Here is a 12,648-nt window from a genome sequence, read left to right on the forward strand (position 1 = left end):
TATTTCACTTAAAAAATTCAGCAAACATCGGGCCCGCCCATGCCATGACTTTAAATCCGAGGTAAATCCCGATGATTCCTGCAACTCCGGCAAAAGCAGGCGGAGCCGGGATCGGCAGTTTGAATCCTGCAAAAACGAGTCCAACGATGAATCCTGTAATCAATGCAAGAATGACTTCTTTCATCTTTTCCACAACCTTTCGATATGTAGGACACAGCAATAGTTTTTGCTTGCATGCCCCTTGTCATGCAAGCTTCTTTTTATGTTACGAAACCCCTCCATCTAATAACACAATAGATTCCCATACAAGCTCGCGATTGTGGAAGACTCAGTTTCGAGGCTTTTGTTGAGTGGATGGGTGCTGCGGGGAATGGCTTGTTTTCTACGGAAGTACAAAGAGCACCTACAACAATACATAAAAGCATCCTTGTCTGGTTGATGTAATGAATGACGATTCCCGGCCATGGATACGGGGTCAGGGAAACGACGATTTTCAGTGTTTTGGATCAGTCAGTAGAATAAACACACGTTCCTGTCTCATTTCGCTTTATATGCGGACGTTTCCCCGCCCCTGTTTCCTAGCCTGATATGCGGTGTGTCTATGGTCGAAGCTAATAAAGACGACATGGTTTATCAGGAATCCGGTTCCACCCTCGGATGTTTACTTTAAGAAGGGTTTCGAGAACCTCATATGGTCATGGGGCGGAGGGAAACGGTGAGACTCCTGTGGGAAGTGCGTGGTAGATGAGACCCCGCAGAGCGTTAGCTCGAGGAGGCTCATCACTCGCCCACGGAAAGCGAACCTTTTCCCGGAGCCCCTAAATTCCCAAAAAAGTCTCGAAATTGAGTCTTAAAGAATCCTACTTCAATAATGTTATTTCTAAACATAGAAAAAGAGCGCCCATGCTCTATTAGCAAAGACGCCCTTTTCCTAGTATATGGAATTACATTTTTTTTGGTGCAGAAACTCCGATTAGTCGAAGTGCATTATTCAGCGTTGTACGGACAGCTTTCATCAAGGCAATTCTTGCTGCTGTCAGTTCTGGATTTTCATCGTCAAGTACTTTGACAGCATTGTAAAAGCTATGCAGATTGGATGCGAGATCGAATGCATATTGTGTCACGCGGTGTGGCGTGCGTTTTTCTGCGGCATCCGCTACCACTTGCGGGAATTCTCCAAGACGCTTAAGAAGGTCTTCTTCTTTTTCAGCTGTGAGATAGCTTCCGTCATACGAATCTTTCACCAGCCCTTTTTCTTCTGCTTGCTTAAGCATTGTACAAATGCGGGCATGTGCATATTGGACGTAATACACAGGGTTTTCGTTCGATTCTGAACGGGCAAGGTCCATATCAAAGTCCAGGTGAGAATCACTGGAGCGCATGGAGAAGAAGTAACGCATGGCATCGATTCCTACCTCTTCCATCAGTTCACGAAGGGTGACCGCTTTACCTGTACGCTTACTCATTTTCACCTTTTCGCCGTCCTGGAACAAGTTGACCATTTGGATGATTTCTACTTCCAGCGTATCTTTCTCGTACCCAAGCGCCTGGATGGCCGCTTTCATACGTGGAATGTAACCATGGTGATCGGCTCCCCAAATATTGATCAGTGTATCAAATCCACGGTCCAATTTGTTTTTATGGTAGGCGATATCCGGCGTCAAGTATGTGTACGTTCCGTCATTCTTAATCAGTACGCGATTCTTGTCATCGCCGAACTTCGTCGTTTCAAACCATGTCGCATCATCTTTTTCGAATACATAGCCTTGGTTTTTCAAAACGGCAAGGGCGTCTGTAATCTGGTCATCGTTGTACAGAGAAGTTTCAGAGAACCATTCATCAAATGGAACACGGAATTCTTCCAGGTCTGTTTTGATTTTATCCAATAGGAACTTCAATCCGTACTCACGGAAAAACTGAAGGCGCTCTTCTTCCGCAACATCGACCCATTTCTCCCCATCTTGACTGACGAGCTTTTCAGCTAAACCGATGATATCCTGACCATGATAGCCATCTTCCGGCATGCTCCACTCTTTTCCGAGATTTTGCATGTAGCGGGCTTCCAGAGATTTTGCGAGATTCGCCATTTGATTTCCGGCATCATTGATATAGTATTCACGGGACACATCATATCCTGCGGCATCCAAAACGTTGCATAAGGAGTCACCGACAGCCGCGCCACGTGCGTGCCCTAGGTGAAGCGTACCTGTAGGGTTGGCAGAAACGAACTCTACCTGGATTTTGTGCCCTTCTCCACTTTTACCGCGTCCATACTCTTCTCCAGCATTCAGAATCGTAGGTACCAATTCAGTCAAATACTGATTGTTCATGTAAAAGTTAATGAACCCCGGTCCAGCGATTTCAATTTTCTCGATGGATGCTTTGGACTTGTCGAACTGCTCCACAAGATCAGTCGCGATGGCACGTGGGTTCTTTTTGGCTACGCGCGCCAACTGCATCGCCATGTTAGTAGCATAATCTCCGTGCGCTTTGTCTTTTGGCTGCTCAAGGATTACTTCCGGCATCTCATCCTCGGATGCAAGTTCAGCAGCCAGGACTGAGCGTACGATTTCATCCTTCAGTTTCTGTTCCATTTGTTCAACGATATTCATGAATCGCTCTCCTCCTCAAACGTCAACGTCAAGCGGTGGGCTTGAGTCACTTCATGGTTTAAAGTCATGGTATAACTTAAATACAGTCGGCCCTGTGTGGATTCTTCCAAAGAACGAAAATCCACTTTATCTGTAAATGTTCTCATATGAAAATCACCATACGTATGATGATATAAATTTTCCGTTTCCGTGGATGTCTGGAAAACCTGGCGCATTTCCACGCCACCGCTCCGTTTGATGCTGACATGTTCGGGCTTGATTGTCACCATCGTATTGACCGGTTCTCCATCTTCCGGGTGCTCGATAAAGGTGAGCACTTGCGTATCGCCTCGTTTGAAAAACTGTCCCGGTTCGTGGATCTTCATCGTCTCTTTACGATCCCCATCCTGTATTTCCGTAACAAGCTGCACCTGGACATCTTTTGCGTTACTTGGCATCTTCCCTCCACCTTTTCTATCGCCATTTTTACGTACAAGATATAACTAATATATTATAAGAATTCGAACAGAAAAACGCAAGCGTCATTCAATAAGAAGGTCAACGTATTCGTGCACTTCCTTCACTTGGGCGACATGATTCGGAATAGAATAAGCCGCGTATAGAACTAGGATAGCCAAAACAATCGTCAAGTACCACTTGAATGATAGATTTTTTTTAAACGGACGGCGGTCCGGGACAATCGCGAAAAGTAAAAATGGAAGCAGGAGGCCGATCACCCATACATCTGTCCCCCACTGTTTATTTTCCACAGAGATAGCCAAAGTGAACTGCAGAAGGTCGTTCATTCGGTCTTCCACATTCACCTCAGCGACTTCCTCTTTCCCTATTCCTTCGTTAATCACAAGTGTGTCTCCATTCAACTCATACGAGATGTTGGAAGGGTTCCAGTTTGCTCCGTAAGTGAGAAGCAGCAGGGGGAGCATGATCAATACATAGATCCCCGCCACTCCCATCGTCTTTTTATCCAAAACAAAAGCTCCTTTGTATCGTGTCTTTTCTTATAGCTCTATCCATATAGAAAAGCCACTATGAAGACTCTCACAGTGGCTTGTTCCATTCTATCATTTATTTGACGAACCCTAAAAGCATTTCGCGGATGAACTTGCTCGCCGCAATCTGTGTCTTCTCTGTCGGGTCATACGCTGGAGCGACTTCAACAAGGTCCGCGCCTACAACGTTCAAATCACTGCCGGCTATGGCCTGGATACTTGCGAGCAGTTCTTTCGACGAGATGCCGCCCGCTTCTGCCGTCCCTGTTCCAGGTGCGAAGGCAGGATCGAGGACATCTATATCAATGGTGACATACACTGGACGGCCGGCAAGCTCAGGCAGCACTTTTTTCAAAGGTTCCAACACTTCGAACTTGGCCATATGCATACCGGATTCTTCTGCATATTGAAATTCTTCACGCATGCCGGAGCGGATGCCGAATGAGTAGACATTTTCTGCTCCTAGCAGCTCACACGATTTACGAATCGGCGTCGAGTGGGACAACACTTCTCCTTCATACTCTTCACGAAGGTCCGCGTGGGCATCGATATGAATAATAGCGAGGTCCGGGTGTTTTTTGTACATGGCCTGAATGACAGGCCATGTGACGAGATGCTCTCCTCCAAGACCGAGGGGGAATTTTCCTTTTTCAAGCAGTTCATCCAAATATCCTTCGATGATATCAAGACTACGCGCCGCATTTCCGAATGGCAGCATCAAATCGCCGGCATCATGATAGTTCACTTCTTCCAAGTGTCGATCAAGGTACGGGCTGTACTCTTCCAGTCCGATGGAAGCTTCACGAATACGGTTCGGCCCGAAGCGTGATCCCGGGCGGAAGCTGACGGTCCAGTCCATCGGCATGCCGTAAATGACAGCATCCGCTTCCTCCTCCGTCGCCCGGCTCATGATAAATACTTTTCCAGAGTAGGATTCATCGAAACGCATGATGGTCACTCCTTCGTGAGATCTTTGACGAACTTCGGCAGTGCAAAGCACGCCTGATGAATTTCGTCTGTGTAATATTTGGTGTCGATATCTGTAAACCGTTCCTCGTTGACTTTGAGTGGATCGTGGACTTTACTTCCCATTGTGAATGTCCAAAGCCCGCTTGGATAAGTCGGGATGTTCGCTGTGTACACTTTTGTGATCGGGAAGGTTTCTTTCACATCGCTATACACCTGGCGGATAAGATCTGCTTTAAACCATGGGTTATCCGTTTGGGCAACGAAAATACCGTCCTCTTTCAATGCTTTGGCAATGCCCTCATAGAAACCTTTGGAAAAAAGATTGACAGCAGGACCTACGGGTTCGGTGGAATCGACCATGATGACATCATACTCGTTTTCACTTTTTGCGATGTGCATGAAACCGTCGCCCACCTTCACTTCGACACGGTTATCCTCAAGAGCTCCGGCAATAGAAGGTAAATACTTCTTCGAATACTCGATGACTTTCCCGTCGATTTCCACAAGCGTTGCTTTTTCTACGCTTTCATGTTTCAACACTTCACGAATGACGCCACCGTCACCGCCACCCACGACAAGAACGTTTTTCGGATTCGGGTGGGTAAACAATGGAACATGGGCAACCATTTCGTGATAGACAAATTCATCCTTCTCTGTCGTCATGACCATGTCATCAAGGACGAGCATATTCCCCCACTCCGCTGTTTCCAGCATCTCTAAATCTTGAAAGTCTGTTTTCTCACTATGGAGGGAGCGATTGACCTTCGCTGTAATCCCGAAATGATCGGTCTGTTTTTCAGTAAACCATGTACCCATGCTGCATTTCTCCTTTTTCATCTATGAAATAACTTTCATTCTATACGATTGTTTCACTCAAGAAGTTTATTTTACTACGTATTCTCACATAATAATAGCAGTCTTTATACATTCGTAACAGTTAGGAGTATAAAAGGATGCGATCATTTTTCAGAACGACTTATCGATGGACGATCCGCGGTATGAAACTCGCCGTCTTCGGGACAATCGTAGGGATTGTCGGAATTATCGGCGTGTTGATCTATGCCATCACTCAGGGACCTCCATCGTTGATGACTGAACAGAATACCGTCTTCTATGGGACAGACGGGGAAATCATAGGAGAAGAGCAAGGGGCCGAAGAACGTTACTGGATTAACATAGAGGAAATGCCCGAATCTATCAAAGACGCTACCCTTGCCATTGAAGACCGGCGTTTCTATAACCACTTCGGTTTCGATGTGAAGCGAATTGCAGCAGCGGCACTTACGGATCTTAAGCAGATGAGAATGGCCGAGGGGGCCAGCACCATCACCCAGCAGTATGCAAGAAACTTATACCTTTCCCATGATAAAACATGGAAGCGGAAACTAAACGAAGCTCTCTATGCCCTACGATTAGAAATTTTTTATAACAAAGATGAAATATTGGAAGGTTATTTGAACACCATCTATTACGGCCACGGGGCTTATGGAATTGAAGCTGCCAGCCGGCAATATTTCAATAAACACGCGGCTGATCTTACTTTGACAGAAGCTTCCATGTTAGCAGGCATTCCTAAAGGCCCAACCTATTATTCACCACTGGCGAACGCTGAACGAGCAGAAGCAAGACAACAACAAATCTTAGCTGAAATGGAACAGAACGGCTATATCACTTCCTCTGAAAAAAGAGCAGCCGTAGAAGCGAGCATCTCCTATGCTGACGGTGAAGAAGATGCCACCCAGGAGATTGCTCCCTATTTTCAGGACCAAGTCGTTACAGAAGCGGCTCAGCTGCTTGAAGTAGACAGAGAAAGTGTCCAGACAGGCGGCTATCATATTCACACCACGCTGATTGAAGAGCATCAACGGATTTTGGAAGAGCAGGTGAAAAGAAACATTCCAGGGAGTGAAGAAATCCAAGTCGCATCTGCTGTTATGAACAGCCATTCTGGAGCAATTACGGCCCTTGTCGGTGGTAAAGATTATGGAGAAAGTCCGTTCAATAGAGCCACTCAGGCGAAACGTTCCGTCGGTTCAACCATCAAACCTTTTCTGTATTATGCAGCGCTCGCGGAAGGGTACTCCCCTGTCACGATGAAAGAGACGCAGCCTGTTGAAATTGAGGTAGAAGGTAAAACGGAACCCTATGTTCCATCCAATTTCAATGGCCAATATGCAGAAGAACCGATTTCCATGGCTCAAGCCCTTGCCGTTTCCGATAATATTTATGCGGTGAAAACCCACATGGATATCGGACCGGAAAAGCTCGGGAAAACGATGAAGACGTTCGGTGTAGAAGAAACGTTCAAGCCCCATCCTTCCCTTGCCTTAGGATACTCCTCCATATCCCTTTTCGATATGGTCAGTGCCTATGGGAAAATGGTGAAAGGAACAGAATCCATCGAGGGCCATACAATCGCTAAAATTACCGACCGACACGGGAATGTTCTGTATGAATACCAACCGGCTTACAATAAAGACGATGCTGTCGATCGAGTACGGGCGTTCACTGTGACCCATATGATGACAGGGATGTTCGATCCGATCTTAGATGCCGATTATGCATCGGTTACAGGTACTCCAATTAAAGGGAAGCTGACACGCATGTATGGAGGGAAATCCGGAACCACCGACAATGATAGCTGGATGATCGGATTCAGCCCTCAGTACGTCTCCGGTGTATGGGTCGGATATGATGAAGGCAGTAAGCCGCTCAAAGACTTCAACGACCATCGGTATGCGAAAGCCATCTGGGCCGATACGATGGAGAAAATACACGAGACAGAACCTACAGCAGCCTTCATCCCGCCCCCAGGGGTGAAAGGGGTCTACATCGACCCGGAAACCGGCTATGTCGCAGGTCCCAACTGTCCGCAGGAACGGTTAGTTTACATGGAAGAATCTGATATTCCTGAGGATGTTTGTGGCGGAGACGAAAGCAAGGATGTTGATGATGAATTCAAAGATGATCCTTGGTTCAAAGATGTAGTGGACTGGTTCTTTTAATGCGATTCTCGGTTCTTTGGTGCGATTCATGCTCTCTTTGGCGCGATTCATGCTCTCTTTGGCGCGATTCATGCTCTCTTTGGCGCGATTCATGCTCTCTTTGGCGCGATTCATGCTCTCTTTGGCGCGATTCATGCTCTCTTTGGCGCGATTCATGCTCTCTTTGGCGCGATTCATGCTCTCTTTGGCGCGATTCATGCTCTCTTTGGCGCGAAAGGTCATCCTCACAACGGATGACCTTTCGCTTTTTTTAACTGCTTTATCACACAATAAAAAAAGACAGAGAAAACGACCGGGGGAACCGGTCGCTTTCTCTGTCCTAGTAAACATGTATAATCCATGTGTTACTTAATATATTACCCTAATCGCTGATTCGTCAAGATTGGGCGTCTGAATTCTTACACTTTTTTCATGAACATTTTGTGAACAAATCGTGAACACCTTACAAAATGGCAAGGTCAGCGATATCATCCAGGGGAATGCGGATCTTCTCTTTCGTCTGTCCATCAACCCCTGATACGGTGTGATTATTACGGTTCACATGGGTCACCTTCATCCTTATATCTTCATACTCGAAACCATTGTGGACTCTAACCTGGACAGTAAGATTGTCCGTTAGTGCCCTCTGCAAAAGAAAGTCAATCTCGACAGCTTTCTGCTCATCCATAATTCCTTTTTCTACCCGCTGATCTTCTTTCCAAAGTTTTTTCACCATCTCTACATGCTCCGGTAACATGAGCGATGTCCACTTGATCGTCCCGCGATCACGATTCCGGTTATCCATCATTGGCTCCCTCCACCACGAACGTTTGTTCTTATTCTATCATAAAAGAGGGAATCGTAAACTGGAATTTTCATACTTAGCTAAATGGGCGTCTCTCTTGTCTAGAAAAAGGAGTGTACGCTTTATCCTACTCCATTTCTTTGTTACCTGCGTTTGCCTTCTTCTGATAACCGAACACAAAAATACAACTCACATAGATCACGAACGCGCCTGAAACAAACCATAACCCTGATGTTAAATACTCATGTTCTGCATAAAAAGACCATTTAAACAGGAAATGAAGAATTCCTGAAATCAACCCCACAAGAGCAATCACAAAGTGAAATACTACATCATCTTCTAAAATCCTTTTCATAGGATCCACTCCTTTCTTTTACAAAAAAAATCAAATGAGAAAGAGGGAAACCCAGCAGATTCCCCTCTCTTCATAACGATGCTATGAGCTTGCAATCATGAATTATTGTACACCTAGAGAGTCTTTCAATTCCTGTGCTGTGTTCTCCCATAGTTCTGGTTTGAAATCACGCAAATATCCTCCGAGCAGCTTTTTCGACTTTTCATCAAGATGATCGACGACAAAGCGACCCTTCAAGGATTTATCCATGTGGTTCACGTGTTCAGGCATCAATTTGTATCCGCGCTTGATGGACCTGTCCACGACAATCTCACTGGCAGCTACGCCGTGGTAACACGGTCTTCCTTCCTGGTAATCCACCGTTACCCATGCGATCCAATATTTCAGTCCGTTTTTAACGACTTCACGGTCGGTAATGAACTTGATCCGTTTTTCTACTTTACTACGCGCGTGAAGCGCACCCATATCGACATAAGCTTCGTCTTCATTCGGGTCCACAATGACCGGGGTCATGTTCTCCAAACTGATGGAACCGACACCATATCCTCCATGACCATCGGTCGAATCATCTTTAATGATTGTGAATTGGTTCTTCTTTTTATCGTTGCTTTCACCTTTGTTTTTAAATTGATCGAACTCTTTCATAAAGCGATCCTCCTCTTCAATCGTCCTCTTATTTTGTCCCATTTTAACATACAAAACAGTTCTTGTTAGAAGAGATGCTTCATGATTCATTGGTCAAACGTTTGTTTAACCTGCTCGTATTCCTTTTTCAGCATGGAAAACACGACGGTATCCTGAAATCTCTCTCCATCAAAATCTGTTTCCCTTAATACTCCCTCTTCCCGGAAGCCAAACTTATTCAAGAGCCTGCGTGATCCCTCATTTTCAGCAAAAATGTCTCCGACAATCCGGTTCAGATTCAGTGTGTCGAACGCATAGGGGAGAACATTAAGTAAAACTTCTGTCATGATGCCTGCCTTTTGGTACTTTGGATGAATGACCGCTCCCATTTCTGCTTTCCTATGCCAAAGATTCCATTTGTGAAAACGGAAAAAGCCAATACATTCCCCTTCTTCGTTCTCAATCACCCATGGTATTTCTTTATGCTTACGAAAGCCAGCCAGTCTTTCTTCTACGTAAACTTCCATCTCCTTCAAAAACAGAACGGGGTGAGGAGTGATGTATTTCATCGTATCCGGCCGGCTCATGAATTGGAACAAGGAGGGTGCGTCGGATATTTTTAAACCTCTCATCTTTATCTTTTCCATTACAAACACAGGAATATGATTCATATAGACTTTCTCCTGTCCCTGTGATCGTCTCGGGAATCAGATCCGCCTGTTTGTTTCGAACTTTGAACGAAGACAAAATCCGCTTCCTTGAGTGAATCATCTTTTTCTCTATGCGTTTCTTTTCTACGGAACACCCTCTTGAGCCATGTGTTCTGTTCTACAGGTACTCCCACACGACGTTGCTGCACTTCCTTAATCCCCTGGATGATCAACTGCATCGAGACAATGATTGCCATGAAACAAAGAAGTGTAGGGATAATGAGCCACCAACGCCCTGTCATCAACGAATCTTTGGCTGCTCCGATCATCCCGGACCATTCATAGGTGGTACTCGTTGGTGGGTCTGCCACAAAATCATAGCTTACTTTTGTCCCTCCAAAATAAATGTCAAATACGCCAAGGTGAATGAAAATAAGCAACGTTTGGATAAACTGCTGGCCAAAAATAATCCCCATTCTGGCACTTAAATGCGGCATCAAATGCTTCCACAACAGATGAACAGAACTGCCTCCAAGCACCTTTGTACTTGTTACGAACTCTTCTTTCATAATCAACTTCATTTCATTGCCGAACAACGTTATCACAAGCGGAACAGCTAAAAGTGTCAAAATGATCCCCTGATAAAGGATCCTCTCTATTTCTGTCGTCGTAAACCCACCAGGAGGCATCCATAACACCGGCTTCAATAGCAAAAAGGCAATGATGGTCATCGGTAAAAAATGCATGCTGTCTACGAATTTTTCAAAAACCAGCTGTACCCTTTTCGGTAGAAAGAAAGCATAAGGAATAGCTAAAAGGAAGCCAATACCCATTCGTAAGAAAGCAATCACAAGACCGAAAATGATCGTGTATTTCGCACCGACAATGATTTGGTCAAACACGCTAAAACCAAGAGCATCGGTACCCAAAAATACATACTCCGGCGTGTGGGGCATCGAACTGACTAATGTCCCTTCATCATCGTAGATCAGTCGATGCTGATCGATCAGCGGCTCTGCGGTCATGGTATAAGCGATACTGATAATGATAGCTCCCGTAATGACTGTAAAACCTAAGAGAAACTTTATATTTTTAAAATGAGCCCCGATTTCTGACAACGCATGAGAAAGCCACCCTCTGCCCCCTTTGAAAGAGACGCCTCCTACAAAACTGTTCATACGTGTAGCGACTTCTACGGACTTCTTTTCATCCTTAAAAAGGAACAGTTCTGTGCCTTGATAGATGATATAAAAAGGTGTAAATAGCATGAAAAGGATAAAACTTGAAACGATCGGCCGAAAATCATCGAGAAATGCCGTCGTAATCCCATTCATATTGAAGATATATTCAATGATTAACAGACTCGACAACGCCCCCCATACAATGATTTTCGAATGGTAGAACGTACTTTTCCCGATGTTCCGAAGGGTATGTACACACAAAATGGCCGCTTTCTCCAACCCTTTTCCCTTGGCCATTTGTATATAAGACTTCGTCCATTCTTCTTCGATCAATGCGAGGATGATTTTGTACATCGTCACCATAGGCAGGACAGCAATGGCAAACATCGGAAGCAGGTAGACTTTATCCTGTCCGAGAGATGCAAAGGAAATAAGCAGGATTTCCGTCTGTTTATAAAACCAAACGATGAACAACTGTAAAGAAAAAGCCAACAATAAATCGGGTACGCTCTCGAGCAAGCCAAGAATACGGTCGACGACTGAACGCAGCCACTTCGGTAAAAAAACAGTGAAGAATGCACCTGCAAATGCGAGAACGAAACCTAATAAAATACCACCAAAGAAGACGGTCATAGAGTATTGATAAGGGTCCCATAAGTATTCCAGAATTGGTACAGGGCGTCCCTTGAATAAATAGGTCCACTCTCCCGGATTCACTACGGAGGCAAGCAAATGATTCAACTCTTTTATGTAATTTCCCAGATCTAAAAATGCTCCTTGCCTGAACAAAGCCGGCGTAGTACTAACCAATAGAATACCAACGACACCGAACACATAATAAGCGAAAAATTTAATGAAACGCACGTGTATTGACCCCCCACTCTACTTTCGATTTACGTTTTTTCAATTATCTGACATAAATACACAAGAAAAAAGGTGTACATCGTCGTACACCTACATTTTATCTTAATGAATGGAACGCAAATGTTCAATAAATTTCCATCCTTCATCGATATCTTCTTGTGTGTAATTTTGAGCGCTTTTAACCGTGAACACTTTTTCAGCAATTTCTTCTTTCGGTAAGTGCTCAAAGAAAAGCATCGTAGAAACGAGCTCAAGGAAACGTGAACTACGTCCATTCATTTCTTCAATGTGGACATTCAATGGGGGGAGGTCCATCTCATAATGGGTCAGGAAATTTCTGCCGCTATCGGTTAGTTGATAACGGTATTGATAATAATTCTTCTTTTCTTCTTTCGTTTCACTAATGAAACCAAGATTACACATTTCTTCGACTCTCAGTGTCAGTTCCTCTGAATAGGGACCATAAAAATGAAACTGGTAACGCTCTTCAAAAGGGATTTCACACTTTTTCAGTATGTAAATCATCTTCTGCAACTTCTTTCGGCCTACAATTTCATCGGTGCTTGAGAAAAACTGCATCAACTTCGCATGATTCTCCAACATGGAGGTTCACTC

Annotated in this window: 13 protein-coding genes; 1 reads left to right on the forward strand and 12 read right to left on the reverse strand. The window is 44.7% G+C overall.

The window, feature by feature from the left end:
* Positions 1-4: 4 nt before the first annotated feature.
* From ACJA3J_RS19470 to speE, 6 genes are all read right to left on the reverse strand, one after another.
* Complete coding sequence (locus ACJA3J_RS19470) at positions 5-184, reverse strand: XapX domain-containing protein (RefSeq protein WP_089654841.1); 180 nt, start codon at positions 182-184, stop codon at positions 5-7.
* A gap of 760 nt (positions 185-944) precedes the next feature.
* The gene (gene argS / locus ACJA3J_RS19475; RefSeq protein WP_406945044.1) at positions 945-2,612 is read right to left on the reverse strand and encodes an arginine--tRNA ligase; all 1,668 of its coding nucleotides are present in this window, start codon (positions 2,610-2,612) and stop codon (positions 945-947) included.
* Positions 2,609-3,049, reverse strand: a complete 441-nt coding sequence (locus ACJA3J_RS19480) for a DUF1934 domain-containing protein (protein WP_115893407.1) — start codon at positions 3,047-3,049, stop codon at positions 2,609-2,611. Before ACJA3J_RS19480 ends, argS begins: the two co-directional genes overlap by 4 nt.
* Positions 3,050-3,133: 84 nt before the next feature.
* Positions 3,134-3,580: a hypothetical protein gene (locus ACJA3J_RS19485; RefSeq protein WP_115893408.1), complete on the reverse strand. Its 447-nt coding sequence runs from the start codon at positions 3,578-3,580 to the stop codon at positions 3,134-3,136.
* A 97-nt stretch (positions 3,581-3,677) separates the two neighbouring features.
* Positions 3,678-4,550, reverse strand: coding sequence for an agmatinase (gene speB, locus ACJA3J_RS19490; RefSeq protein WP_406945045.1), 873 nt, complete (start codon positions 4,548-4,550; stop codon positions 3,678-3,680).
* Between the two features lie 5 nt (positions 4,551-4,555).
* Positions 4,556-5,386: a spermidine synthase gene (gene speE / locus ACJA3J_RS19495; protein WP_406945046.1), complete on the reverse strand. Its 831-nt coding sequence runs from the start codon at positions 5,384-5,386 to the stop codon at positions 4,556-4,558.
* A 137-nt stretch (positions 5,387-5,523) separates the two neighbouring features.
* Between speE and ACJA3J_RS19500 the strand changes: the two genes are divergently transcribed.
* Positions 5,524-7,575: a transglycosylase domain-containing protein gene (locus tag ACJA3J_RS19500; RefSeq protein WP_406945047.1), complete on the forward strand. Its 2,052-nt coding sequence runs from the start codon at positions 5,524-5,526 to the stop codon at positions 7,573-7,575.
* Positions 7,576-8,017: 442 nt separating this feature from the next.
* On the opposite strand, the gene ACJA3J_RS19505 is transcribed toward ACJA3J_RS19500, so the two are convergent.
* The 6 genes from ACJA3J_RS19505 to ACJA3J_RS19530 form a co-directional block, all read right to left on the reverse strand.
* Complete coding sequence (locus tag ACJA3J_RS19505) at positions 8,018-8,362, reverse strand: YolD-like family protein (protein WP_244199402.1); 345 nt, start codon at positions 8,360-8,362, stop codon at positions 8,018-8,020.
* 124 nt (positions 8,363-8,486) lie between these two features.
* A complete protein-coding gene (locus tag ACJA3J_RS19510) occupies positions 8,487-8,714 on the reverse strand; it encodes a hypothetical protein (protein WP_089654948.1) in 228 nt (75 codons plus the stop codon).
* Positions 8,715-8,816: 102 nt separating this feature from the next.
* Positions 8,817-9,359 carry a YwhD family protein gene (locus ACJA3J_RS19515; RefSeq protein ID WP_089654947.1) on the reverse strand — a complete coding sequence of 181 codons (543 nt, stop codon included), beginning with the start codon at positions 9,357-9,359 and terminating at the stop codon, positions 8,817-8,819.
* Positions 9,360-9,445: 86 nt separating this feature from the next.
* The gene (locus ACJA3J_RS19520) at positions 9,446-10,009 is read right to left on the reverse strand and encodes a GNAT family N-acetyltransferase (RefSeq protein ID WP_406945048.1); all 564 of its coding nucleotides are present in this window, start codon (positions 10,007-10,009) and stop codon (positions 9,446-9,448) included.
* A complete protein-coding gene (locus ACJA3J_RS19525; protein ID WP_406945049.1) occupies positions 10,006-12,033 on the reverse strand; it encodes an ABC transporter permease subunit in 2,028 nt (675 codons plus the stop codon). The genes ACJA3J_RS19520 and ACJA3J_RS19525 overlap by 4 nt, the downstream gene beginning before the upstream one ends.
* 102 nt (positions 12,034-12,135) lie before the next feature.
* Complete coding sequence (locus ACJA3J_RS19530; RefSeq protein ID WP_089654944.1) at positions 12,136-12,636, reverse strand: YwgA family protein; 501 nt, start codon at positions 12,634-12,636, stop codon at positions 12,136-12,138.
* Between the last annotated feature and the right edge of the window lie 12 nt (positions 12,637-12,648).

The organism is Halobacillus sp. SY10 (assembly GCF_045401165.1).
Classification (GTDB): domain Bacteria; phylum Bacillota; class Bacilli; order Bacillales; family Halobacillaceae; genus Halobacillus; species Halobacillus aidingensis.